The following is a 25,583-nucleotide window of genomic DNA, read 5'->3' as shown; positions in this document are numbered from 1 at the left end:
AGCTTAAATTCCCGCTGCCCCTACGTCGATACCGGCGGCGGCAAGGTCGGCCCGAACCATTGCTTTAACCGCAAGCACTTCTTTAAGGTAATTTTCGTATTCGGTTTTGTCCGCTTTGTCCGTCGATAGCCCAAGTACGAAAGCGTTGTACTTATTGATAAGGCTAAATTCTTCGGTTTCGTCCCGGCGGGAACGCAAAACGGCCTTTACGCATTTGTCGTAATCCGGCCGGCCCCATACTTCCACCGTGTCGTAATCGTACGCCTTCCTTGCGGCCGGTACCTGGTCGCCTTCTGCTTCGGCCATAGGTTCCGGCGTTACTTCCACTTCGGTAATATTGTAGTTGTAATGCCAACTGCCGTTGCCCAAGTCCTGCAAAATGGGCGGTCTATCGTTTGAATTTGATTTCATACTTCGATGTTTTAGAAAGTTTCTTAATCAAGTGTTTGCTATCGCAAGACTTCGCCCAACCCCACCAAGGGCAAATAGCCTGCTTAAAGTCCTTTTCGGATAATGGCCTTTTCCGTTTGTTCAGCTTCGCCAACCGCCGGCAAAAAGTCTTTTTAATGCCCTTTCGCATTCGGGTATGCGTGTGGAAAAATACATATCCTACGAAGTCGATACCGCGAGCCGCTACGGGGAAAACTTGCCAATTCCCTTTAACCTCTAATTTCAAATCCCCCAAATACGCCCTAATTTCGCCCATTAAGGAATGAAGGTAGGATTTATCCGAAGCAAGTATTACAATATCGTCCGCGTAGCGGAAGTAGTGCTTTACCCGCTTCTGTTCCTTTATCCAATGGTCGAAGTAGGTTAAATAGAGGTTAGCGAAATATTGGCTTAGGTAGTTTCCGATAGGTACGCCGTCCGCCGAATCTATAATTTCGTCAAGTAGGCGAAGTAGCCTTTTATCCTTCAACTTGCGGCGCAGAATGGATTTTAGCACGTCGTGGTTAATCGAAGGGTAGAACTTGCGAATATCCAATTTCAAACAAAACGTAGTACCTTCCGGGTCTTCCCGTAGGGCCTGTTTTACCTTCTTCGCGGCCGCATGAATCCCCCGGTTCTTAATGCAGCTATAAGTGTCCGCCGTGAAGGTCGAAACCCAAATAGGCTCTAAGACGTTCATTATAGCGTGGTGCAAAATACGGTCGGGAAAGTAAGGCAAGCGGTATATTTCCCGTTCTTTGGGTTCGTAAATAGTGAATACGTCGTACTTCGATGTATGGAAAGTACCGTTTAGCAAGGTTTCGCGCAACTTCAATAGGTTCACTTCCCGTTTTTTATCGTGTTCGATAACTCCGTACGTGCGTAACTTACCCTTACGGGCCTTTTCGTCCGCAAGCTGCAAGTTCTCGATAGAACAAACCTTCTCGTACAAGTTACCTATTCGCTTCATCGCACTACTTATTTGCTGATTCCTTAGGGAATGTTCGGGAAGTCCTACTAATACCCCTTAAATAGTTGTTGTTTTTTGCCAAGTGGCAAGGTTTTTACCCCGTTAAAATCTGCATAGCTGGGAGCTGACATTCGCATTCGTATTCGAAGCCGTGTTATTCGTATTCGCGTACGAAAAGCCGGCATTCGCGCTGTTATTCGCATTACCGCCGAAAAGCACGCCCCAAGGGTAAACCGCCTTTATTTTCACTCGAAATAATACCTTGTTCCCGAAGCCCGCATAGTTACTTTACGCGGGAAGGCGTTACGCTCCTTAATCTTCCCAAGGATATATTTAATTTCTTGCGAATTGGTAAAGAACTTCCGCGCGTCTTTATCCGGGTCTTCTTTATTGAACTTAATCTTAACCAAGAAGCGACCGGTTCCGAACTTCGTTTTAACGTCGTCCAAGAAGTCAATAACCCAAAAAGAAAGGTTAATTAACTTCTGCTGGGTTATTTCCGAACAATTGAAGTGCTTGTTATTCGCGTCCGGCTCAATCTGCAAGAAAGCTAAACTTCCGTCGTCCTGCCTGTTGTTTTCCATTTTTGCGAAAAATTGAACGGCGGGCATTCGTCCTAATTTGAGCTACTTCGAAAGCCCGCCGTAGTTAAACTTCTTTGTTAAATGCGTTCCGTTACGTGTCGTTTCAAGCGGGTAAAAAGCAAAGCCGGGAGCCGACATTCGCAGACGTATACGAAGCCGCGTAAGACGTATTCGCGCACGAAAAGCCGGCACACGCGCCGCCATACGCATAACCGCCGAAAAGCACGCCCCTTTGTCCGGTATTGCTTACTACGTTCGTATAGAAGTAATCGGCGAAGTAAGTAGTAGAACTTGCGCCTACTGCTGTCGGCATATTTTCGCCGTACTCGCCAATCATCATAATTTTAACGTAACCTTCATTGCGGGGTAGCTCGCCGCGCTTCTCGTAATCGGTATAGTCGTTACTTTGAAACTTGGCCGGGTCGGTACATACGAAAAACTCACTAACGCCGCCCGCGTCCGCACTTTGAATATTGCACTTGCATCCGTCCGTCCAACTCCATACGTGCCCGAAAGGATTTTCCAAACCTCGGTAGCTGGGTACGCTAAGGGTTTGGCCGTCGGTTCCGTCGCTTTTCTTGTATGTGTAGTTTACTACGCCTGTCTTATTTCCCAACGGGTTGGTAACCCCGCAAGGAACCATAGGGTTATAACTGTTATAGCCGTCCCAATCGCTCATATTGGTAACGCCTTGGCTTAATCCGCCCTGCTTATATCCTTCGCTTGTAGGTTCCGCGTTATAGGCAAGTTGGCAATTAAAGTTAGCGTATTCGACGGCGTAAAGCCACCAGCAAGTTTTTTGTACTTCGTAAACGTCGCAATTCCAACCGGCCCCGTTCTTGCCGGCATTCCCCCGGTTCCGGGCATACTTCCGAAAGTTGGTAAGGCTGATAGATGTAGCCGGCATACCTAAAAGGCTTCTATATGTTCCGTCCCAACCGGCCGTATTGTTACCGCCACGGAAAGCCGTAGAAGTATTTACGACGCTTGCAAGTTTCGGCGTAGCCGATACGGTGCGGTCTACGGCCGCTTCGTAAGCCGAACGATAGGCAAGCTGCACCAAATGGAACCCCGGTAGCGCGTGTTCGGAAAGAAGGCACCGGAATTTAGTACCGTCTACTTCAAATTTGCGGTAGTGGGCTGGTATTTCTACCATTACTTGCCCGTCGGTGCCGTCAAGTTTGGCGGCGGCTCCCGTATCGCGCTTGGTGCTGTCGTTCGCGTGAAGGTAATAAGCTACCGTTCCGTTGTCGCGCAAGACACAACGGCGCATTTTACTTTGAATAGGCAGCGAAACGTGAAGTTCCGGGCGACCAATTCGGGTACAAGCCGAAGAAGCTACGTTAGAATCCCATTCTATACCGTAGTAGTAATCGTAGGGAAACGTCGGCTTCGTGTTTCCTACTCCAATCAATAAACCCATAGCCGTATAAGATTTAGTACCCCCAAACAAGGGTAGCGTTAATACTCGTTTGCTTAATCTCGCGGACTATTTCGGGGTTCCAACCTATTTCGAAGCGCGTAGCTACGAACTTGCCCGGCTCCATGCCCCAAAGGTTTACTTCAAGAACGACGGCGGTTTCTCCGTCGTTCTTAATGTTAAACGGCGTATCTTCCATTTTGAAGTTACCCGTACTTAGCCCTTCAATGGGGCCGATTGTTCCAATTTGGGCGGAAACCGTTTCGCCCCCTCTTGTTGTACTCATTTTGTCGAAATATTAAGTTACACAAAAATACCCCGTTGCGTATTATTATAATACGCTTGTTGGTAAAAAATTAAAAACTAACTTTCTGCCTTCGTAGAATAGCGAGTATGGTTTCGTAAAATCCAAGTTCCATAAATATTCACAAACTCCATTAACTCACCGGGAGATAATACCCCAACTTGGGTATAGGAAGATTTTGTACCCTTTACGACCGTACAGGGATATGATGATGAATTATATAACGCACAATTATACCCGTTATGGTCTTCGTTGGCCTCCATTAAAACCCCGAATTGTGCTCCGGCGGTCAAGGCCATGTAGCTATTTTCGGAAACTGCCAACACCGTAGTAAATTGCGAAGGCGGGCAGTTGGTTTTTGTATATATCGTTTTATACGACCCGCTCGTTTCAAAGTAATTGGAAACGCATCGTCCGTCCTTATATACTCGGAACTTGGCCCGGTTGCCCTCCATTGCAGAGGGCGTTTTCGCGGTAAAGTCGATTCCGGTATTGCGTTGATAGGTTTCGCCCGTTGTGGATAATGCGAAAATTTGCGCCCCTACGATATTCGTTACAGTTCCTACGACAGAGCCTTTATTGTCGAAACAATTATCCCCATTGCTCGGCGTCGCGCTTTGGGTGTAGATATGGGTATAGCTATTGCTTGTCCATCCGTAATACTCTACATTCCCTTGTTGCGCTCCTGCGAATATCAACGGATAATCGGATTCTCCGGTGGGATTATAACCGGCCATAGCAGCTGCTACATTCTGTTCCGTATCGCGTACACCTATAAATCCGGAAAGGGCTACACCGCCTTCTATTTCTGTTCTTGCATCCTTAAAAGCATCTCGCAAATATTCTATGTCGCTTTGTTCCAATTCAGCAACATCCTTTAATGTCCCGTCAGACGCACGAAATTTAATGTTCCCCCCAATCTCTCCGGCGTCTAAGTCGAAATAAGTTTGTCCGTCGCCACTTTGAATCCGCCCCGTAGCAAGGAAACGACCGTTAATTGTCGTTGCGCCATAAGTTAGGGCGATAAGACGCGCCGGCCGGTTCCCGTCGGTATCGGTTATCACGCTGCTAAGGCTCCCTATCAAGAAATAATAATATGTAGGGTCGCCGTCTACCGCTCGCTGTACTGTGTCGAAAACGATGTTTCCGGCCGTTCCTGTCTTTTGGCAACGGGCGTATATGTAATAGACCGTTCCGCTTACAAGGTTCGAAAAGGTGGCCGTATTTAGCTGCCAACTTTTTACGGTTTCCGCTATCGTATAGTGAACCAACGTACCGCCTACCACCTTTACCGTATTGGGATTCCCTTCGTAGTTCGGTTCAAAGCGGGTGTTCTGTAATACGAACTGCTGGGAACGTGCGCCGGTGGCTAACATGGTCGTTTCAATCGAAAGCGGCTTTATCTTCTCGCTGTAATAGTGTCCTTCGGGGTCGAAAACATTAGCTAATACTTCTTGGCTGGCTTTCCAATTGCGGCGGGCCTTCGACGGGTCGGCAAGGTCGTTTATCTCTATAACATTGTCGATTTTCTGCAAGTCTTCGATAACGCGGGTTATCGTCGTTTTGGTTACGCTGTCGCCCAAGGTTATATTATACTTGTATTCCCGCAGCAAATCGCGCGTAAAGGCCGTAATTCGTACCGATTTGTTTACGCCTATGTCTTCATCTTCCACTGGGATATAATCGCCGACGGCAAAAAGGTTTACTACGGTCAGTTCGCCGGCGAACTGACGTATAAAATTTTCGTCGATACTTAACCCGTACTGTACTTGCGGCTGGCTGTATTCGGTTATTGCCTTGTTGCCTTCCGCAAGGAGTTTGTTTTCCGCGTCGGTCTTGTAAGTGTCCGGCAAATTTATATCCGTGAAGAAATACTTATCGCCTACGCCGAACTGAAACGCCGCACTTGTTTCGCTGGGGAACTTCATGCCGTTTTCGTCCGTGAACGGTACTACCTGTATTTCCTTCGTCGCGTGGTCGTACTTGTGTATGTCAAATTCATAGCCGGCCAAGTTTCCGGTAGTGAACTTTACCTTTGCAGTAGCTCCGTCGATAAGCCACTTTGTATTACCCGCGCTATCCTTTTCGTTAAGGTCGAAGTTCATAGTAGCGTCCTTAAAAGCATAATACGCGCTTCCGGCGGCTGTTACTTCGCCGTAGCGTTCGGGTCTGATGTCGTCGAATATCTTTGTATTCTCCTTCAACCCGTAAGCCGCAATAGCGGCCGCGTCCTCGATGTAGGAAGCGTTTTTAGCTTTGCCCGGAAGACAAAGACGGGTATAACGGTATTTGTCCCCAAGGTTGCTACTACCGCCGTAGACGTATAGCCGGGTAACTACGTTCTTGGAATTGATGTTTTGGCGCGTTAATTCGTAAAGCCCGCCGGTACGTCCGTACCGGAAGGTATAGGGGAAGTTTACCCCGGCCGTTTTGATATTGAGCGTACGAACGCCGTTAGCTTGGGTAATCTCAAATTCGGTGCTGTACTGTTCGCAAAGGTCTTGCAACACTTCCAAACAATTCTTTTCCGTATAGGTAAGCGTTTTATACTCCGTATTGGCCGGATAAACGCCTAACACCCATTTACCCGGATATACGCGGGTAAGGTTCCCGATAAGAATACCTAAGAAGTCTTCTAAATCGCCCGTAAAGCTATCTAATACGGTATCGTCCGGTAACAAAAATTGCACGTCGATTAACTCGTACTGTACGCCTTCGAAAGTAAGGGTATATTCGAAATTCCGGTTTCCGGTCTTCTTAATGCCCGGAAGCTGGTTAAGGGTATAAGTCTTCCCGTAAACGTCTATTTGGTCGCCCAAGTGGAAGGTTAAGGGCGTGGCACTTTTTACGGTTATCGCCACCGTATCCGCCCCTAACAGCGTAATACTTTGTTCGGCCTTGGTAACTCCGGACTTACGCGCCCGCGAAGTCAATAGGGCCGTAGTCCCGTCCGGGTGTCTTACTATAATTTGTTCCATACGATAATACCGTTAGTAGTGAAACTTTCTATTTCTTCGATAACTCCGGCGACAATGGCGTAAAAAATTCCGTCGGTCGTGTATTCGTGACTCGCTGTTACGTCGGTTCCGTAAACGTCGTTCGTTTGGGTTCCGTCGCCCCAAAAGATAGTAACCGCCTTCTTGCTGGTTAGGGTAATCGTTAGCGTTTTCGTATCATTGCTTAAACGCTGGTGCCGTACGATACGCTTTACCGGGTCGGGTTCCTTCAATTTCAAGGTAAAGGTTCCTACCATAAGGTCGTCGTTCCAACGTTTGTTAATGGCTACCCCGTTCTCGTTATAGACTTCGTAAAGCAACGGTTTCGTAGGGTGTATATCTACCATAAGCCGCTGGGTGTTGGGCCGGTTGAATACGTCCAAGAAGTCGTTTAGCTTCGTAACAAAGTCTACCTTCCCGTTCGCTTTCATAAAGCAATTAAGGGCTATTTCGCGGGGTTGCAGTATCTTGTTTTCAAGGTCTACTATCTCCCCGTGATAATCCGGCCAATCAACGGAAACCGGGGTTTTCATTTTGGGACGGTCAAGAAGGCCGTTACTTTCGCTTACATAAATATCCCAAGCCTTAAAATCGGTTCCGTCTATACTGTAAGCCAATTGCGCCACCGTAGCAATACTTTCGGTAATTTCTTCCTGCGGCAAGGCGGTATTATATACCTTAACTTCGTCGATACAACCGTACCCGTTGGCGGTCGTATAGATGTCTTGCAGGATAGCGAAACCGGTAGGCTGGGCGGGTAGCGTAATGGTCTGCACCAATGCCGTATCAAGGTAAATGCGGATTGTTAGGCCCTCTTTGACGATAGCCCAATAGCCCCAAGTATCGGCCGCAAGGTTAAACCACGCTTCCGTATAACCTTCTATGGCTTCCCAGCGGGCAAAGAATCCGATACGCTTACCTGTAAAGCCGTCCGGGAAGGCTGAACGCTTCAACCAGGCAAGCAGGGTAAAGTTCCCGGTAAGGGGAATTACGTTTTTGTCTATATCGCAATGCCCGTTACCGTCGAACTTTATACAATTGCCTTGCTTTCCGCCGGTAAAATCTGCTTCTACTACCGTACCGTCCGCCCGTGTCTTGCTGTAATCGTAAGCAATGGTAGAACCGGCCGCTTCATCGAAGGGCATATTTAGGATAATGTTACTTTCGTCTGCCATATCAATACGTTTTAGTCGTTTTTCGAATAACTTTTATTATCGCGTTACCTTCGCCGTCGCCGGTGGTAGTCGTCAAGTTCCCGCCGTAGTGGTTTACGCAAATCTTCGCGTTATCCCGTGCTTCTACTTCTACGGTGGTATCGTCGAATACGTCTACCATTACGAAGGAATTACCGGTAGCAAGAACCTTTAACCGGCTTTGGTGCTTTGCGAATACCTGCCCTACGTTCCAACCGTCGTAAGTGGCGGTACCCTCGCAACGGCCAAGGGCTACTACGTGCCGGAAGTTTCCTGCCGTAATAGCTTGGTCGAGGAACACGCCGTAGGCTTCGCAAGTACCTACGAAGTGCTGGCGTATAAATTCGTTGCTGGGGTACTCGTTGCTTAGGCAAAAGTCGATACCTTCAAGGTACATTTTAATAAGTTCGTCTTTCCCTTTGGTATCTATAAGGCGGCCGTACCATTCTTCGCAAATGCCTTTCTTTTTGGCGTCGCGGGCCAATCGTTTATTTACTTCCATATCGCTACATTGTTATTCCTTGCGCCCGTAACGGGTCGGACGCGCTTCCCGAAGTATTCTTTTCTATCTGTTCAAGGTGCCGGTTCGATACGCTTAATTTGCCGTCGATGTTGGCAAGGTGTATAAGCTGCTGGCGCAAGATTTCTATTTCCTGCACTTGGTTTACACGTACGGCGTTCGTTTGTCCGGCCAATAAATCTATACTTTCTTGGCTGGCTCCCTTAATTGCACCGGATAGGCTCGTAGTAGGGTCGCCGTTATCGTCCAAGTCCTTAAACAAATCTTCGTACAACTTCAAGGCTTCGGCGTACCCTTGGGCTATTGATTTTACTCTATCCTTAAACCGTTGCTGTTCTTCCGGGGTCAAGCCGTCGAAGGAACCGCCGCCTTCATCGTTAAAACCCATATCGCGCTGCAACTGCTTTACGGCATTTTGTAGCTGCTGTTCGAGGAATTGTTTTTTTAAGGCGTTCTTTACGGCATTACCTAATACCTGGTTCGTAACCTTTTCAATCGCGCTTTTTACTTTGTCGCTGTTGAAGCCGTCGGAGTAGGCTTCGGCTATCGCGTCGGACAATTGCGTAGCCAAGTCCTTTGCCGAAGTCTGCGTTACGCTTTCCGTAATTTCGGCTATGGTGTCTTCGATTTGGCGGCCTAATTCTTCGTACTGCTCCTTATATTGGTTTACCTTACCACTATCGGTTTTTTTCTTGCTTTCTTCCGCTTCCCACATAGCCCGCAAGTGCGCGCGTTGTTCGCGCATATTGTTAATAAGGGCCTTTTGGTTATCGTAAACCGATTCGCCTAACGCCTTATCTACGGCGTGTTCAAGTGCTTTGTAGGCGCGTTCCAATTCTTCGACGGCAGCAGCGTGTTTCTTAATGGCTCGTTCGGCCTTACGGTCGCGGGAGTTGAACAGGTCAAAGACGGAAGTTAGCATACCTACGGCTCCCTGTATCATTTGGGCCGGGTTCATAGTTGCGTACCCCTGTGCCATTTGCCCTATTCCGTCCACAATTCCGCCTACGTCCCCTAAAATAGCTTGGGTTTCGTCGTCCATAGAACCTCCCATTTTCTCAATAGCACCCGTAACCGCGTCGAACGAACCTTTTACCAAATCGGCCGTAGCCCCTACGCCTTTGAATACTTCGGATAGGTTCGCTTTACTTGCGTCCTTCTTATAGTCCTTCAAAGCCGTAGAAAGGGCCTTAAACGGGTTGCGGGTCTGTATTTCGTCCTTGGCTTCCCGCAACTTGCTTAAAACTACGTCTAAGTCTTGCGGGTTAAGTTCTACGCCTAATTGGGCCTTTTGCGCTTCGATTTTATCTATAAGGGCCTGTATTTGCGCCGTAGTAAGGTCGTCGAGGTTCCCGAAAAGTTGCTCCCAAGCCCCGGAATCGGTCAATTCCTGCAACGCTGCGGACGAAAGGGCCTTATTCTTGGCTTCCTGCAATTTCGCTACTAATTCTTCGTTATTCTGCTGGGTTGCCAATGCTATTTTTTCGTCGTATTGCGCGGAAATATCGGCGCATTTTTGCTGATATGTTTTGTATTCCTCTACCAATGCGTCGTAGTCTTCGTTCCCCGAACTTTTTGCGTATTTTTTGCGCTCTTTCTCCAAATTCGCCAAGGCTTCCAAGGCTATACGGCGTTCGTCGTCCGTCTTGGCCTTCGCCAATTGCTCGTTAAGAAGGCGGCTATTTTCGGCGTAGTTGGCTTCAAAGGTTATCTTCTTACCCAAATAGTCCGCATATTCGGATAATAGGGCTTTTGTCCGGTCTTTGGCCTTTTGCTCTACGTCTTCCTGCTGCTTCTTAATAATGTCGCTTTTACCTTTGTCAAGGTCGGAACCGTCCCCGGTCAAAGCCTTACGCTTTTCTTCCAAGATATTAACCATTTCCAAAATGGAACGTGCCCCGGAAAGTTGTTCTTTAAGCTCCTTTTCGAATCCGGCTAAAACGGTTTCCTTCGTTTCGTTGGCTATGGCGTTATTTAGCTTCTGCAATTCTTCGGCTTGTGTCTTTGTGGCCGTTCCGCTTCCGATAGCCTTAATAAGCTGGTCGCGCTGCTTCTGTAAATAATCCAAATAGCTACTTCCTTCTTTCAGCAACCCGGCGAACTCGGCTTTTGCGGCATTGCGTACTACTTCGTCTTTGGAATTTACCCAATTGTAATACTCCGTATATTTCTTTTTCCGGGCTTCCAATTGTTCCGTAAACGGGTCTTTTTGCGTAGTCTTAGAAGACGTGCCGGATAAATCCATTTTTTTAAGTAACGCTTCCTGTTCTTTGATTTTCGCCAATAACTCGGCCCGCTCCTTATCGGTGGTAGCTTCCTTATACTTTGCACGCAACTTTGAAATAGTCTTTTCCAGAGCTTCTATACTGCCTTCCGCCACTTTATCCGCACCGCCCCCGATAGAATCCAAAATTTCGCGTTCTTTTGCGGTAAATTCTACTTGCTGGTTTATCAAGGCGTTATATTCCCGTTCCGCTTTCGCTACGGCATCTTCGGCCTTTTTCCAATCGCGGGATTTTTCAATTATAACGCCTTTACGCTCTACGCCGTAACCGTCCTTATATGTTCCCTTCTTCGATACATACGCTTTCGGAGTAGCTTCTAATTCCTGCTGGGCTTTTAATACTTCCTTGTATTTCTCTACGGCCAATTCCTGTACGGCTAACGCTTTGGCCCGTTCTAAGCAGGCTTCTATAAACTTCGACTTATTAGCTACTAACAAGTCTTCCGCTTCTTTAACCGTCTTAATGGAAAATCCCAAGTCCTCGAAGCGGTCTTTATTGTCTTCGATAAACTTGTTTTTAGCGGCCATATCGTTACCCAGCCGGTTCCATGCGGTGGAAAGCTCGGTAATTGCTGTAACCGGTTCGGCGGCAGCTTCTACCACTTTGTTATTAAATTCTTCTTGCGCCTTCTTTGCTTCCCGATTCTTGGATATGAATTTGGAAATTAAGGCTATCGCAGCGGTAATCGCTACTGAAAGGCCAAGGGTTAAGGTCGCCATTAACGCCTTTGCCGCTACGTTGGAAATACCCAAAGCCGTAGCAAACTTCGTTTCCGCTACGGTAAGTAATTCTTTCGCCTTGCGAACTAATACAAGCTGGGTATATGAATCCTTGTTTAAGGTTTTGGCTACCTGCTGTAAGCCTATGGTTATAGCCATAAGGGACTGAACTTTAACCATAATCTTTTGCAAGTTTTCATTTTCCCCGGCAAACAGTCCTACCGCACCCTGCGCGGCCGAAAAAGCCCCGCTTATACCGCCCATTACCTCTAATACGGTATTCATATTTTGGTAGTCGTCGGACATAATTTTAGCCTGCGTATTTGCGTCGGCCATAGCGTCCGCCAAACGGCCTAATTCCGCCTGCATAGCCCGGTATTCGTCCGTATTACGCTTCCCGTTCTGTTCCATTTCCGCAAGTGAATTTTTAAGGTTCATAACTTGCGTTCGTAACATGCCTTTCGCCTTCGCGTTTTGCTCTACCTTGGCCTTATTCTCGTTTAAGGTTTGTTCTTCTTTCTGTAAAGCGTCCGCCGTGTTCGCCACTTCCTGCAAAAGTGCTTTCCGCTGGGCTATTTCGTCTTTTATAGCCTGTTGTTTGGCCGTTAATGCCCTATATTCTTCGTCCCCCTTGGCGGTGCCTTTCATAAAGGCGGCCCCGGCCGCTTCGCCCAAGCGGGCGTACTCTTTTTCAAGGTCGGCGATTGCGTTACTATGGATTGCGGCCATAGTGTCTATATCCTTAAACGCCGCTTCAATTTGTGCGGCGGCTTCTCTGTACGCGGCTTCCATACGGTCGCCGCCTTCTACGGTTGCGTCCGTGAAACCCTGTACGCGCCTTTTGGTTTCGGCCAATGCGCTATTTATTTGCCCGTTATTCGCAATTATATCGAACTCCAAGGCACCGCCTTTTATATTCATCGGATAATGCTATTTATTTGTTGTAAAATACTTTCGGCGTTCTCGCTGGTTATCTTGGTTGTCGTGTTGCCCGCTGTATTGCCGTCTTCGTCGTCGGCCATGCGCGGCGCGTCGATTAACAACCGTTGAACAACGGCCCAAGCTACGCCGTGATGTAAGTAATCCCAAGTCCAGCCAAGGTGGGCGCAAATCGAACCCCGGCGGCCGTAAGGACTATTAAGCCCTATTACTCTATGCGCTCCGTCCTCGGTTGGGTCGTTCTTGCGCCGCTCATCAAGCGCATAGAGTTTATAAAATCCCCTAAGTTGCTTACGCTGGTTACGGCTTCGGAAAGTCCTACCAATTTGGAAGGTTTAATAGTGTGGAAGAAAAGGGCCGTAAGCCGGTCTAACTCCTTATCGTCGTTGTATTTTTTTACCCTTCCACCCGCGCAAACTTCGGTAACGTGGTAATCTTCGCCCAATACGGCAATAGCGATTATTCGGGCCATACGTGCGGCGTTATCTTTGGCTATGCGCTTCGCTTCCGCCAAGGTTTCCGTTCCGCCGGCTGTAAGCCGTTTTTCGTCTAAGCCCATTTCTACCCATATCGCGCTAAGTCTGTCAAGAACCGAAAGCGTAGGTTCCTGTATTTCGAAGTCTTCCTTTACCGTAATTACTTCGGGACGTTGGAAGAATCCTTTAACGCCTTTTTTATGCCGGCGGATTTTATGCGTAACGCTGAACTTTATACCTTGCTTTACCAAAAGGTTAAGTTCTTCGCGCTCTAACTCTAAATCCGTTTTTTCTCTTATCGTATCGTCGTTCATATCGTCGTTAAATCAAGAAAGCCCCCGAAACTTTCATTTGGGGGCTTTCGGGTTAAAGTAAGGCTTTCCCCGCGTTATGCCTGCACGTCTGCGGCGGTCATAAGCGTAGCGGTTATTTTCTTAGTTCCCGTTTTGGTCGGCTGCAATACGGTACCGGCAACCTCGATAAGAAGAATACCGCTTTTACTGAAAGTTGCGTTAATCTTACTTACGAGTTTCATGCGCGGAATCTCGAATTTAAGGCCCTGTTCCGGGGTAATGCGTACCGACTTTTCGACTACGGGGATTTTATCCGGAGCTTCCCATTTATCCGGCGTTGAACCCGTGCCGGGGGTACCTACGCCGCCCAAAAGGTCGGCAAGAACCGTAACCGAAGGGTTCATAATCGAAAAGTTGAAGTTCGTTTTTCCGCCCCGGCTAATGCTTATTACGGGGTCGTCCACTTCTTCGGCGTAGTGGTCGGTTGTTTCCGGGTCTTCCTGCGTCATCGTGCAGGTGTCTTGGTAGGTATAACCCAATACGTCCAAGGTTTCGCCCATACCGCCGTCCTCGGCAATTGCTCCTACCTCAATCTTGGAAAGACCGATAGTATAAGTTTTCTTTGCTGCCATTGTCGTAAATTTTAATTAGTTCGTTGTATATTCCATTCTACCCGCAAGTTGTTGTAATGCTCGTTAATGCCCGGTTCTTTAATTATGGCTTCCGTAGAAACCCGAATAGTCAGCCCGGTAATGTTCGCCGATTTTAGAACCGATAGAACAATAGCCGTTAGTTCGCGTATTCGCTCCCTATGCGCCTTAAATTGTTCGGTTCGGCCTATCCTTTCCTTTTTGTCGGGGACGTGGATATTTACGTTTGAAGTTCCGGTTTGCGGTACTTCGTGGTTTAGGAATAGGTTGTTAATTACTACGTCTTCCTTCCCGGAATTATCCGGCCGTTCTCCCTGCACGAATATTCCGCCGCTAAGGGCCGCTTTCAATTCGGCCGAAGCGTTCAGAATCTCAAAAAGAATATCATCGGTTTCTATACTCTGCATACCTCTTTGTGTTAAATCCATAACCGGCAATGAAGCCGGCCGAGGTCGAACTTTTCGCAAGTTCCGGTTACTACAACTAAGCCCGTTGCTTTGGCTGCTTCTACAAACTCGGTATTCGAAAGCTGGCTAACGTCTACCTTCTCCCGCGTTACAATTACCTGCGTGCCTTCGGGAATTTTGGCCGTACCTTTCGGTAGCTGGATAAGCGAAGCGAATACGCGGGTTTCTCCGTCGGCGGTCTGAATTGTCGAACCTTTACCGTTGGTTTCTTCCCGGCAAACTGCTTTTAACTCCCATGCGGCGGCGGGCGTTTCCCAAGAACCGTTAGGTAATTGGACGCTTTCGCCGTCGTGCTGCAAGGCGTACAAGTATTGCGGGTATTGGTAGGAAGTCGTTACCATACGTTGCTTTTGTTCCGAATTTTGGGCTTGCCGGCCGGCGTAATGCCTAATTCCGTGCAAGTCGCGTTATACCAAAGTTTGATAGCGTCCCAATTCCAACTAATGGAATACCCGCCTTCTCCGATATTGGCAAGGGGGATAAGCGTTGTAAACTCTCGGCAAATGGCCGTTTTAGCCTTCCGCACGTCTACCGGTGCGTCCGGGTCGGGGATAAGTCCGCTTTGGTTGCAAAGTATCAAATCCACGTCGTCCGCCGATAGCTGGAATTTGCCGACCGTCTTAGTAATCCATTCTTTGTAAGTCATCGGGTAAGGGTATTAGGATAGGGGCGACCGTTGCCGGCCGTCCCTTTCCGGTTAGTGTGTCCAGGTGCTGTTAGAAGTGTCCATAAGGAAGGAACGGCCCGAAGAAAGCCAAGCCGGGAAAGCGTTTGCAATTCCTACGGTAACTTCTTCGATAGGTTCCTCGGTGGAATACTTCTTTACGCAGGTGTGTCCGTTCATAGCTTTGATTGCTACGGAACCTTTAAGGTTCATATCGGCCGGCTTCTTCCAATAGGTCGAACCGAGTACCTTGCTTTCGCTGAACATTACTACGTCGTCGGCAAACGGGTTTCCACTGAACGGGCGGCTTCCGTCGTCCTTCTCAATAGTAATATCTTGGTCGATAACTACGACCTGTAAGCCACGCAAGTACGCCAAACCCTTCATAGCTGCGTTTACCTGTTCCAAGCTCGGCGTTTGTGCGATGTTCAAGGCGTTAGCCGCGAACGAAGCGGAAAGTTTTACTACTTCCTCGGTCTGAGCCATAAGCGAGAAGGTGTCAAGGTTCATAAAGGCGTACTTCAATCTAATACCCTTCTTCTTGGCCTTAGCTACGATAGCCTTAAAGTCCTTGCTAAACGGTTTCGCGCCGGTGGTGTTCCAAGCGGCCGAGCCGGTCTGAAATCCGACCTTCTGCGTTGCGTCGATTTGATAATCTACGTCGTACTCGGTAATTACGCTATTGTTGTTTTCGTTAGTAAGCGTTACTTTGCCCAACGAAATAGACTGCAACGCAATCCATTCCAAACGGGCCGCTACGCCGTCCCAGCAAAATTGCGTATCTTCGGCCCACGCTTCTACCAACGCCCGAAGGTCGGGGTTCGCGGAAGTCATGGCGACCATAATTTCGTATTCGTTAAGCTCGTTTTCGTCCTTGGTGCGCTTAATAGCCACCTTCGGAATATCGCCTTGAATACGCGCAATAGCTTCGCGGGTCTTTTTGTTGATACTTGCGCCGCGAGCTACAAGGTCGCCGGCAATCTTTAACCCTACCTGCGTTTCAAGGGCTTTCCACGTCATCGTGTAATTCTCCTTCAAAGGGAACAAGGTAGGATAGTAATACGGGTTAAGGTCGTAGGTATTAACTACAGCCTGCATATCCTTTTCGGTAATGCCAATCATTAAGCTCCTTTGCATAACTTTTCCCGATTAAATTAGATAAACTGAATACCGGTAAGTTTGGCTTTCACTTCGGCACCGATAGGCGGGATATTGCTTTCCCGAATCTGCCCAATAGTCCAAGCGTTTACGATATGGTTGCTAAGCGCGTCCACGTCGTAACTTTCGCCCACAAGGGCTACCGGTGCGTATTTGAAGGCTGCCCCCGAAGCCCCGGCCTCGGCTGCGAGGTAAAGCGAATCGCCGGCTTTTGCGGCAACTCCAAGGGTTGTACCTACTGTAAGGTCGTCTTTGCTGCCGTCGCCGCTATTTGTGGCGATAGCGGTAATAGCGTAGGCCGCCCCGCCGGGAGCCAGCATAAGCACGTCGCCGACTTTGAAGTTATGGCCTTTCTTTACGGTGTAGGTGGTAGCGGAGTTCGTAGCGTCGTCGGTAAGAACGGCTACTTTCACTACATGATAAAGCCCGTTTTCATCTTTGCCAACCGGCGTACCTTCGTGCAGAACTTTCTGCGTAAGGTCGTCGGCAGAAACGGTAATACCGTTCGGAATGTCGGCGACCTTGTGGGTAAACGCACGAATTACGCGGTTATCCTTTTTCCTGTCGATTTTAAGCATTTCGAAAGTTTTTTAGCGTTAAACCTCTTTGCCGCCCAAGCCCTTATTTGCGGCTTCTGCGGCCTTTGCCTGTATGTAGCTTTCTACGCCCGCGCTTACTCCGTCCTTGTTGGGGGAACCAAGTACCGGTTTTTCGTGAAGGCTTAGGCCCCGGTCTGCCAACTCTTGGCCGAAGGCTGCTACGTCGTTCTTGGTTTCGGTCAGATACTCGTTAAAGGCGTTTTCGTCGGCAAAGCCGCCAAGTTTGGCTACTCTGTCGAAATCTTTAAGAACCTTTGCTTTATAGGCTTCGGGTACGTCGGCAAGCTCTTTAACAAGCGTTTCCCGGCGGTTGGCGGTTACGGCCGCGCTTTGAAGGCTCGTTACTTCGGACTGCAAGCCCTTAGTAGCTTCCTTTACGGCGTTCGTAATCATTGCTTGCACGGTTGCAGCGTCCAAGGTTCCGGCCGGTGCGGGTGGGGTACCGCCTTCTTCCGGTTTCTTTTCTACAAAGTCGTACTTCTTACGCAGGTTGTCCTCGCGCGTTTTGTTCGCTTTGTCTATTTCCGCGTCCGCGTCTTTGCGCCAATCCGCTACAAACTTCGCTACGGCTTCGGCGGTAAGTTTACCTACGATACCGGTAGCTTCTTCCTTGGTATTAACCTGCATGGCGATAACTCGCGCAAGCTGGTTAAGCCCGTCTTTTCGCACGCCCGGAAACTGTGTTTCAAGTAGTGCTACAATTTCGTTTAGTTCCATTTTGATTTTTGTGATTTAATTAAACCTGCAACAAAGAAACGTATTATAGTAATACGAATATTTGTATAGCGTTGCAAGTTCTCTACACTCGTTTCAACAATTCAACCGTATGGGCCTATAAGGGGCTGGGGTGGTCTTTGGTTGCCTCGATAGTTGAAAAGATAATTTCACGAACAAATAGCAATGCAGTACGAAAGATAGCAAAAGAAGGCGATTTTAGGCCGTTTTATTATCCAAACAAGGAAATATACCAGCCAACCGCATAAAATCGAATGGCGGGCACGAGAAAGGGCAAAAACGGGTATTCTTGCTTCGTCGGTTATCCGGCCCTTCGTGAATAAGTAGAAATATGGGAATTTTGTTACCGCTGTGTTACTATCAACATTCTGCCGGCGGAACTACCAACATAGCGGCGGTTACTATCAACATTCCGGTAATGTTGGTAGTTAATGTTGCAAGCTGCCCGGTAATGTTGGTAGTTCGGGGCGCAAGTCGAAAGCCCGTTTTCCCTCTCTTTCCCCCTACACCCTCTTTCTCTCTATATATATCTTTATCCTTATATTTATCCACAGGGGCTAAGTAGCCCCCTGCCAAGGAGCTGGCAAGCTCCTTGTTTGTGTGTGCCTTAATAATTGATATTTAGTTATTTATAATAGTTTGATAAATGAAGGTTGCGCGGCCCAAAATAAACCCCTCGCTTGGGGCTGGTTAGGGGTTGGGCTATGGCTTACGCATGAATTTCGCATAACCGCAAATAATTGTATTATAAGATATTAAGCAATAAAGCAAACGTAACTATCTGATTCCGAAGTACAATAGCCCCAAGCCTGCCGCCGGGCTGGTGCTGGTCTGCTCCTGCGTAGGGGCTGGGTTGCCCCTGCCTTGCTCTTTGCGCGATTTTATGCCGTAAAATAGTGTTGTTTAGTGTTTTTGCAGTATATTTGCAATGTTTCCGGGGAGAAATCCGGGGACGCTTGTAAAAGCGTATAGGTATCTAAGTTTGAAAATCGCCAATTAACAAACCGTAATAGATAGACCTATTAACGCCTGCTTGCTGTATATCATTGTTCGATATATCGCTAAGCGTGGGTTATGGTTTATTTTACGGTGGGCGTTTGGCGATGCCTCAAACTTGTAAACCAAGAAAGGCCCACGCTTTTTTATTTGTGTAATGCCTGTTCGGGCCTTGGGGTAATAATAGTTTTCGATATGAAGAAAATTTACTTTTGCCTTTTGGCCTGTGTAGTGGCTTTTGCCGGTTGTTCCAAAGATGAAGACCCCGGAAGAAGTTACACAGAACAACAAGAAAAAGCCTTATCCGTATTTAATGGGACTTGGGCCGATACGCAATTTTCCAACCTTGGCGACTATCCCGGTGCCGAATTGCAACCCGACCCGGATAAAATCATATTCGGAACCCAAAACAATAAGCCCGTAGAAATCTACGAAAACGACTTTATCGAAGGCGAACGCTTGCTTTTCTCTGCCTTCGGCGAATTGGTTTACCATAGCGAGGGGTACGAAGACGTACCGTGTTTTTATTGGCTCTCTAACGCGGCCGATGAACTACGCCTATACCGGACTTCCACCAAGAAGCTATACAAGAAATTCGCGCTTTCGATAAAAAGCGATACGAAAATGAACCTTCACGACCCCGATTTATCGTTACCGTACATTTTCGTAAAGCAATAGTATGAAATGGATAAAAAAGCTATTTTGTGGCAACACCGAGGCTACTCCTTCTAATATCGAAGCCCACAAAGACGAAATAAAAGTACCTGTATCTTTTTTATCGGCTCAAAACATCGTTTACGCTGGGGAAGAAGTCGGCCTTTCTCGTTTGGCTTTCAAAGCTAAACAATTAGGGAACAAATACGTTACAATAGATAGAAATATTTATTACCAAGCACTTAATAACATTGCAAAAGGTAGACGGCTGGATTATTCAATACAAAGAAGCGCAAAGCTAAATTTGCTTGGCATTAGGTACGAAAAGGAAGGGAATATAGAAGACGCGGTAAAAGTCTACGAAGAAAATATAGCGATGCGTTCCAACGGTCGCCACGCATACGATAGGTTGAAAATTATATATCGACGACAAAAGGATAGGGAAAACGAAATCCGGGTTTTAAGAGTGGCTATTGGTGTATTCGGGGAAGATTCGGAATATAACGAACGCTTGCTTAAACTGCTATCTAAAACAAAGGAGCCTTTTTAATGCCGAGAAACGCCCCTATTTTCGTGCATCGTCTTTGTGTAGTATTAAATACCCGTCCGCCAAACAGAACGCCGTAAAATGGAAATTTGGGAAAAATAAGGAAGGAGTAGCGCGGTGCTACTCCTTCTTTTCGTCTGTATCGTCGTCTTCCGCCATTGCGTCGGTTTCTGCCTGCCAACGGTCAATAGCGGCCGCGTTCCGCTCGTAAAACTTTTGCCGCTCTGCTTCCGGGGTATTCGCCCAATCCTTTATAGCCTGTGTAAACGGGTTCTTCGGGTCAAGGGCTTTTAATTTCTCTTCGTCTGTCATAATTCCCGCATTTTAACGTAAATAGTGCCGAACAAATCCGTATCGGTGCTTACTATCTTAAACTTGGTACCGTTAGTAAATAATACTTCCTGCTGGTCTTCGGTAGCAAATTTACCGTTAAATTCCGAAATATCGGATATGTCGCGGCCGTTTTTACTCTGAATCTCAAAAAGTATCCGTACTTCCGACTTCTTCAAATCCCGATAGCTGGCAAATCGCCAAGCTACGGCCGGGGTCTTCGTCGATGAAGTGAAAATAGCGTGTTTTATTTCGTCCCTGCCAGCGTAAAGGCGTTCGTAATCCTTCCGCTTCATAATCGCGCCTCGGTAGACGGTTCCCCGATACTTCGGCAATTCTTCCAACGCCTTAGCCATAAGGGAAGCCGAAGCCTTGTTAAAGTCGGTAAGGGTGCCTTTATCCAACTGCTTATTAAGCTGCCGGTAGTTCCCGCCTTGCTGGGTGTAGTGATGAAGGGCCGCAAGTTCTGTATTCTGAATATCCGGGTAAAGCGTACTAAGCAATTGCGTTGCCCGTTCCATTGCTTCGGCTGTGCTTCTTGCTCTCGTAAACTTCCGTTCTTCGGCGGTGTAGGTGTTTACCGGCAACGTGCCTATACTTTTACGGTTATCCCGAACAAAGTACGGTAAGGTCTTCCAACCTTTCGAGCGTTCCTCGTTTTTGGCTATCCAATCGGTCAAGGCTTTCGGAACCTGCGTTACGGTGCGCTGGGGGTTCGGTTTCCAATCCTTCAACTTTCCGGCCTTACGTGCCCTTATTCGTTCCCTAAAATCGCTTTCCGAAATAAAGATAGGCACCATTTCGCAACGGCAATGCGGATGCCAACCCGTCCAAAGGAAAGTTTTAGGGTATCGACCGGCTAATACGTCGCAAATATCGTATAAGGTTCGTAATTTACCGTTAATTACTACCGTATGGTTATTGCTCAACCGAATTTCGTACCCGATAATAAGGGGGTTATTTTGGTAGCTTTCCCACTCTGCACGGCGGTAGGCGGCGTTCATTTCGGTAACGGCAAGGCGGCGGGCGTTCTTGTACGCCGACCTATATACACCTTGGCCGGGGTGGTACTGTTTCGCCGCTTGGCTTAATTCAAGTTCCCCGGTTTCCTTGTTGCGAACCCGTCTATAAAGCGCGTCGGGATTGTTCAAGTACCCGCGAAGGCTACGGCTTACTTCTTCCGGGCTTTTCCCTTCAAGTATGCCGTTTTGTATGATAATTTCAAGTTCTTGTTTCGCCTTCGCCGTCAAATTCCAAACACGGGTAGATAGGTTCATACCCTCGCGGCTGGCATTGGCGTAGGCATGGCCCGTTGCTCCTTTGGCCCGGTGTGCCTTTACTGCCTGTTCGCAAATGTCGGTAGTTTCTTTCCGCCGCGTCGAAGTCTTCCCGAATACTTCTAACACCTGTTCCTTTACCCGTGCTTCTCCTTTGTCCCAACTTCCTATAATTCCGTTCTTGGTAATAAGGGCTGTTTTGCTGCTAAGGTCTTTTAGGTACCGGTCTAACTTGCGTTCGGCGGCCGGGTTCCCTTTCCAGGTAAAAGAAGCCCCCGATTCTATCGCTTTCCTAACCTCGGTAAGTTTTAGGGCCGCGTGATAGGTATTGCCAAACAAGGCGTAAAGTTGCTTTTCTACGCTTGCTATATATTTTATAACTTCTTGCCTTTTATCCATTACGCCCTAAGTTCTTCTATTGCAATTTGGATATACTTACTTAAAATTGCGTTTAACTCGCTGCAAGGGCCGCTAATTACGTCGTACCCCTTGCTTTCAACGTATAGGGCATAATCGGCGGCGGCAACGATAACCGCTACTATGTCGTTCGGGTATTGTGCTGCCGCTTCTTCCGCCATACGCTTACCTTTTTCTACGCCTTCGCTTCCTTTCTCCCCGCCGGTAGAACCGAAACTTTCCGCTACCTTTTCGCCGTGATTGTAGATAACAAAGCCAATCGACGAACGTAATAGGTGCGTTCGGTCTTTGTAAGTGTTCAATAGTTTAGCGTTCTGCGTAACCTCTAAACAAGCCATTTGCATAGCGTCTACAACGGTGGCAGTTATGATGTCTACCGCTTCGTAAACGCCTGCAAATAGCTTATCTATGTCGAATTTTGCTACTATGTTACCCATATCTTAATTAGATACTTGGTTAGTAGTTATACGGTGGGTTCGTAAATAGACGAATAGGAAGCCGCGCTTTCTTCGGCTTCTATCTGTTCTATCTCTGCGTCCGTGTCGTTTACCCAGCCCAACTGTTGTACGGCCGTCTTCCGCGAACAAATAGCCTTCTGACCGGTGGCCGAAAGAAGAAGGTTTACGTTCGCGGCTTCGTCCTCAATCATAAACGGCACTATTTCGGGTTCGATAATAAGGCTACCGCAAGCGTCTACAAAAGCCTTATCCTTGGCGTTCATTTGTGCTAAAAACGCCTGTATTACGCTTAATCGACGCTGTAAATAATCGTCGAACACCTCGCATTTGTCCTGTACTTTTAGGTGCGCGTCCATAAATAGCAACTTCAAGGCTACACCCGAAACGGCCCCGATACCCTTTACCGAATCGAAAGCAATATCCGGCGTTTGCGTAATGGTGTAAATCATACGCAAAAGGGTTTCTATCTCTAATTTGACGCTTTCGGGGGCTTGCGCCCAGCTTAGATATTGTGCGGTCGCGCCTTCTTCGCCCTCGATAACGGCCCCGCTTTCGCCCTTCTTGGCCCAACCCAAAATAGTACCCGTAGTAAAGATTTTCGGGCTTGCGTGGTAGTCGTTGGTATCGGCGAAGTTAGAAAGCAACTTTTCCAAGCGGTCTATAAGGTTCTGCACGTCTTCCCATTCTACGGCGGGCTGGCGGCCATAGATAACCGGGATTTTGCCTATTTGGTTCTTCTTGGGGTAGCCGTCCAATAACTGCCATTGGTTGCTGGTAAGCGTCCATTTCCGTATTTCGGTATCGGTATAGGTTTCGAAATAGGTATGTTTTACCCCCGCGCTATCCTTTACGACGTATTCGCGGGAAAAAGCTACCATATCGCCCGTTTCATCGAAGTAGGGGTAAAGCCTATCGCCGAACAACGGGCTAAAAATGGCTACCCGAAGTTTGTGCGTTGAATCGAAGCCGTAGTTTTTCGTCGGTTTCTCCACCGGGTACCAAAGTTCGGCCGATTCCTTACTGCTATACATACCCCGCGCTACCTTTCGGTTAAGGGTGCGGCTTTTGTTATCGAACAAAACACGCTTTACAGCCTTCAAAACGTCGGCTTCCTTGGTGCCTTCTTCCGGTTCCGCATTAAGAATTACGGGGTTTCCAAACGTGAAGGCTACGGCCCGCTTTACTATAAGTTTCTGAATCGCCAAGGCTACGCGGGCTACCGGCTCGATACGGAAGTTTTCGGTTTCCCCGTCGCCATTGGTAACGGTCTTTATGTTCTTCTTTTCTTCGTCGTTTATATCGAAGTCGGAAAGGTCTACTTTTACCTTCTTATCCCTACGCTTTACCGGGTCGTTTACGTCGTGGCCTTGGGGGTCAAGCTGGGCGATATATTCGGCCGCGTTCGGCTCGGTCGCATTACGTCCGTTCTTCAATTCGGCAATAGCGGTACTATGGTTCTCGCTCGCCAAAAGTTCGTTAATCTGCTTGCTGTTCATTTTATTGTCTATTGATAGTTAAACATTATGCGAAATATCCGGCCGCGCTTTTCTTACCTGTAATTGGCCGTTGCTCTACGGTTCCGGTCAATGCGTCCGGCGCGTCATCGTGGGCGTTCTTGCCAACCTTCATATAGTGCGTAAGGGCTTGGTAGAAATCGGGCCACATTTGCGCCCACCCGCGCGGGAAATAGGTAAGGTTTTGCACTTCCGCGCTATGCGTAAATATGCGTACGGCTTTGTTTTGGCTTTGGTGGAACCACTTAATACGGGTTTTGTTGTTACCCATTAACCGGGCTTGTTTCTCTACATTACGCGCGAAGCCCCGGCCGCCGTTGTTGCTCTCTACTACGGCCAATTCTACCGCGTGTTTGGTTAGCATTTCGGCCGTTTTGGGTTCGGTGTACTCCATAGGTTTAGCCGTATAAAGCACGTCCAAAATAAAGTTTCCTATCTCGGTTTCAAGGTAGGTTATCGAGCAAAGGAAATCCGCGCCTTCGTCCGCCGTATCGGTATAGTTCTTAACCTTCCGTAGCTTGGTGGCCGGCAGTATGTCGTATTCCTTAAAAGGATTTTCGTACATAAGGCCCTGCAAAGGTTTGGGGTCTTGCTGGTAAAGGCTTTCGAATACGTGCGGGTTTCGGGTGCGTATGGCTTCCAACTTTTCTAAGTTGTGGCGTTCGGGCCATAGTGCCGTACCTTCTTCGCGCGGGTCGTATTCGGTAGGTGCGCCCTTCTTAATCGCTTGGTAGGTTACTACTACCCACCCGTTCGGATTGTTTACCGGGTCGTATATTCCTTGCTGCTCCAATAGGCGGCCGGCTAAGTCCTTTTCGTGCCAGCGGGTAAATACTATAAGCTGCTGGCTATTGTTGTGTAATCGGGTTTCGGCAACCGTATCGTACCAATCTTCGATAGCTTCCCGAACAACTGCCGACCACGCCGTTTTAGCGTCCTTATAAATGTCGTCCATTATCAGGGTATCTACCGGTTCGCCCGTAAGCGGGCCACCTACGCCGACGGTCTTAAAACCGCCCCGGTGTCCTACTATTTCGCACTCGTCGGCATTGCGAAGCCATGCACCGGCAACGGTCGTAATGTTCGATGAATTAAGGCGCGTTTCCGGGAATATCTCGGCATATTCCGGCGTGTCTATAATGCGCTGTATTTCGCGGTTGAACTTACGGGCTTTCGGTGCCGAATAGCTTACGACGGCTATTTTATTGTCCGGGTTCCGGCCAAGTATATAAGCCGGAAGGCGGCGCGTAGAACCTTCGCTTTTGCCGTGCTGGGGCGGCATGAATACCATTAGCTTTTTAATCTTCCCTTCCGCGAATAAGGTTAGAACGTGGTAATATCGTACATGAAATTCAGCAGGGTCGAAAGTAGGCATAGTAGCACGGGTAAACGGCAAAAGGTCGGTACGTGCTTCGCGTATCAACCTTTCCCGCAATGCGGCTATATACTCTATTTTCTCTTGGCGCGTCATTTATCTAATTTCTTTTCCAATTCGGCTATACGTGCGTCTAATTCTTCGTCGGTAAGCTGCCCGAATAAGTCCTTACCGTCCTTGCCTGTTACCTCGTTGTTCTGCCTGTTCTTCCAATTCTCCGGCTCTCCGTTGGTTAGTGTAAAGATTATCGCTGCCGTGTCCGGCTGGTAGTGTTTATCGACTATCTTTTGTTCCTTTATTCGCGGTATCTCCTTGCCGTTTATGTCGTACTTGCCGGAACCTACCGTAGTGATGTGTTTTTCCTGCACCGTGTACCCTTGTATCTTTCGTAGAAGGCTTTTTTTCGCTTCGGCTACGAAGAAGGCCATACGTTCCGCTTCGGCCTTTTTTATATTCTCCGAAAACTCCGGAAACCGGGTAATCCAATCGTAATAAGTAGAATCGGAAATTTTAACCATACGGCATACTTCCGCCACCGTATAGGTGTCGGTAGCGATAAGCGAACATATCTTTTCGGCTATCTTCTTATTGTATTTCGTCGGTCTTCCCATTAC

General features: G+C 47.9%; 25 protein-coding genes. 2 read left to right on the top strand and 23 right to left on the bottom strand.

Annotation, left to right across the window (positions count from 1 at the left end; translation table 11 throughout):
• Window positions 1-3: 3 nt before the first annotated feature.
• The 17 genes from AB5903_RS02165 to AB5903_RS02085 all read right to left on the bottom strand — a co-directional run bounded on the left by AB5903_RS02165 (window position 4) and on the right by AB5903_RS02085 (window position 17,383).
• Window positions 4-411, bottom strand: a complete 408-nt coding sequence (locus tag AB5903_RS02165; RefSeq protein ID WP_122141271.1) for a hypothetical protein — start codon at window positions 409-411, stop codon at window positions 4-6.
• Window positions 389-1,399, bottom strand: a complete 1,011-nt coding sequence (locus AB5903_RS02160) for an RNA-directed DNA polymerase (protein WP_015545801.1) — start codon at window positions 1,397-1,399, stop codon at window positions 389-391. Before AB5903_RS02160 ends, AB5903_RS02165 begins: the two co-directional genes overlap by 23 nt.
• Window positions 1,400-1,644: 245 nt before the next feature.
• The gene (locus AB5903_RS02155; RefSeq protein ID WP_227204645.1) at window positions 1,645-1,983 is read right to left on the bottom strand and encodes a hypothetical protein; all 339 of its coding nucleotides are present in this window, start codon (window positions 1,981-1,983) and stop codon (window positions 1,645-1,647) included.
• A 103-nt stretch (window positions 1,984-2,086) separates the two neighbouring features.
• Window positions 2,087-3,406 carry a hypothetical protein gene (locus AB5903_RS02150; RefSeq protein WP_368117628.1) on the bottom strand — a complete coding sequence of 440 codons (1,320 nt, stop codon included), beginning with the start codon at window positions 3,404-3,406 and terminating at the stop codon, window positions 2,087-2,089.
• A 13-nt stretch (window positions 3,407-3,419) separates the two neighbouring features.
• The gene (locus tag AB5903_RS02145) at window positions 3,420-3,689 is read right to left on the bottom strand and encodes a hypothetical protein (RefSeq protein WP_015545804.1); all 270 of its coding nucleotides are present in this window, start codon (window positions 3,687-3,689) and stop codon (window positions 3,420-3,422) included.
• A 77-nt stretch (window positions 3,690-3,766) separates the two neighbouring features.
• Complete coding sequence (locus tag AB5903_RS02140; protein WP_368117627.1) at window positions 3,767-6,685, bottom strand: hypothetical protein; 2,919 nt, start codon at window positions 6,683-6,685, stop codon at window positions 3,767-3,769.
• On the bottom strand, window positions 6,670-7,878 hold the full coding sequence (locus AB5903_RS02135; protein WP_015545806.1) for a LamG domain-containing protein: 1,209 nt from the start codon (window positions 7,876-7,878) through the stop codon (window positions 6,670-6,672). Before AB5903_RS02135 ends, AB5903_RS02140 begins: the two co-directional genes overlap by 16 nt.
• 1 nt (window position 7,879) lies before the next feature.
• A complete protein-coding gene (locus tag AB5903_RS02130; protein WP_015545807.1) occupies window positions 7,880-8,398 on the bottom strand; it encodes a hypothetical protein in 519 nt (172 codons plus the stop codon).
• A gap of 4 nt (window positions 8,399-8,402) precedes the next feature.
• Window positions 8,403-12,341, bottom strand: coding sequence for a hypothetical protein (locus AB5903_RS02125; protein WP_015545808.1), 3,939 nt, complete (start codon window positions 12,339-12,341; stop codon window positions 8,403-8,405).
• 226 nt (window positions 12,342-12,567) lie between these two features.
• On the bottom strand, window positions 12,568-13,149 hold the full coding sequence (locus AB5903_RS02120) for a hypothetical protein (protein WP_015545809.1): 582 nt from the start codon (window positions 13,147-13,149) through the stop codon (window positions 12,568-12,570).
• 74 nt (window positions 13,150-13,223) lie between these two features.
• Window positions 13,224-13,760, bottom strand: coding sequence for a hypothetical protein (locus AB5903_RS02115; RefSeq protein WP_015545810.1), 537 nt, complete (start codon window positions 13,758-13,760; stop codon window positions 13,224-13,226).
• 11 nt (window positions 13,761-13,771) lie between these two features.
• Window positions 13,772-14,185 carry a hypothetical protein gene (locus AB5903_RS02110; RefSeq protein WP_015545811.1) on the bottom strand — a complete coding sequence of 138 codons (414 nt, stop codon included), beginning with the start codon at window positions 14,183-14,185 and terminating at the stop codon, window positions 13,772-13,774.
• Window positions 14,186-14,196: 11 nt separating this feature from the next.
• The gene (locus AB5903_RS02105; RefSeq protein ID WP_015545812.1) at window positions 14,197-14,586 is read right to left on the bottom strand and encodes a hypothetical protein; all 390 of its coding nucleotides are present in this window, start codon (window positions 14,584-14,586) and stop codon (window positions 14,197-14,199) included.
• Window positions 14,580-14,891 carry a DUF6706 family protein gene (locus AB5903_RS02100; protein WP_015545813.1) on the bottom strand — a complete coding sequence of 104 codons (312 nt, stop codon included), beginning with the start codon at window positions 14,889-14,891 and terminating at the stop codon, window positions 14,580-14,582. Before AB5903_RS02100 ends, AB5903_RS02105 begins: the two co-directional genes overlap by 7 nt.
• 51 nt (window positions 14,892-14,942) lie before the next feature.
• A complete protein-coding gene (locus tag AB5903_RS02095) occupies window positions 14,943-16,046 on the bottom strand; it encodes a major capsid protein (RefSeq protein WP_015545814.1) in 1,104 nt (367 codons plus the stop codon).
• A 17-nt stretch (window positions 16,047-16,063) separates the two neighbouring features.
• Window positions 16,064-16,645 (bottom strand): hypothetical protein, encoded by a 582-nt coding sequence (locus AB5903_RS02090; RefSeq protein WP_015545815.1) that lies wholly within the window; start codon window positions 16,643-16,645, stop codon window positions 16,064-16,066.
• Window positions 16,646-16,663: 18 nt separating this feature from the next.
• A complete protein-coding gene (locus tag AB5903_RS02085; protein ID WP_015545816.1) occupies window positions 16,664-17,383 on the bottom strand; it encodes a hypothetical protein in 720 nt (239 codons plus the stop codon).
• Between the two features lie 1,209 nt (window positions 17,384-18,592).
• Here AB5903_RS02085 and AB5903_RS02080 point away from each other — a divergent pair.
• Window positions 18,593-19,075 (top strand): hypothetical protein, encoded by a 483-nt coding sequence (locus AB5903_RS02080; protein ID WP_019131460.1) that lies wholly within the window; start codon window positions 18,593-18,595, stop codon window positions 19,073-19,075.
• 1 nt (window position 19,076) lies between these two features.
• The gene (locus tag AB5903_RS02075; RefSeq protein WP_015545818.1) at window positions 19,077-19,601 is read left to right on the top strand and encodes a M48 family metallopeptidase; all 525 of its coding nucleotides are present in this window, start codon (window positions 19,077-19,079) and stop codon (window positions 19,599-19,601) included.
• Between the two features lie 117 nt (window positions 19,602-19,718).
• Here AB5903_RS02075 and AB5903_RS02070 read toward each other — a convergent pair whose 3' ends face one another.
• From AB5903_RS02070 to AB5903_RS02045, 6 genes are read right to left on the bottom strand one after another with little or no spacing between them, the layout of a single operon-like run.
• Window positions 19,719-19,910: a hypothetical protein gene (locus tag AB5903_RS02070; protein WP_015545819.1), complete on the bottom strand. Its 192-nt coding sequence runs from the start codon at window positions 19,908-19,910 to the stop codon at window positions 19,719-19,721.
• Window positions 19,907-21,604, bottom strand: coding sequence for a hypothetical protein (locus tag AB5903_RS02065; RefSeq protein WP_015545820.1), 1,698 nt, complete (start codon window positions 21,602-21,604; stop codon window positions 19,907-19,909). The genes AB5903_RS02070 and AB5903_RS02065 overlap by 4 nt, the downstream gene beginning before the upstream one ends.
• Entirely contained in the window at window positions 21,604-22,059 is a 456-nt protein-coding gene (locus AB5903_RS02060) for a hypothetical protein (RefSeq protein WP_015545821.1), read from the bottom strand. The genes AB5903_RS02065 and AB5903_RS02060 overlap by 1 nt, the downstream gene beginning before the upstream one ends.
• Before the next feature lie 26 nt (window positions 22,060-22,085).
• A complete protein-coding gene (locus AB5903_RS02055) occupies window positions 22,086-23,576 on the bottom strand; it encodes a phage portal protein (RefSeq protein ID WP_015545822.1) in 1,491 nt (496 codons plus the stop codon).
• 25 nt (window positions 23,577-23,601) lie between these two features.
• Window positions 23,602-25,065, bottom strand: coding sequence for a phage terminase large subunit (terL, locus tag AB5903_RS02050; protein WP_015545823.1), 1,464 nt, complete (start codon window positions 25,063-25,065; stop codon window positions 23,602-23,604).
• Entirely contained in the window at window positions 25,062-25,580 is a 519-nt protein-coding gene (locus AB5903_RS02045) for a phBC6A51 family helix-turn-helix protein (protein ID WP_015545824.1), read from the bottom strand. The genes terL and AB5903_RS02045 overlap by 4 nt, the downstream gene beginning before the upstream one ends.
• Window positions 25,581-25,583 lie beyond the last annotated feature (3 nt).

Origin of the sequence: Bacteroides sp. 2201st1_D9_2201SCRN_220225, from assembly GCF_040928965.1 — a bacterium.
Lineage (GTDB): Bacteria > Bacteroidota > Bacteroidia > Bacteroidales > Bacteroidaceae > Bacteroides > Bacteroides stercoris.
Note: the sequence above shows the minus strand (reverse complement) of the source record. Positions and strands in the feature narration are given on the sequence as shown.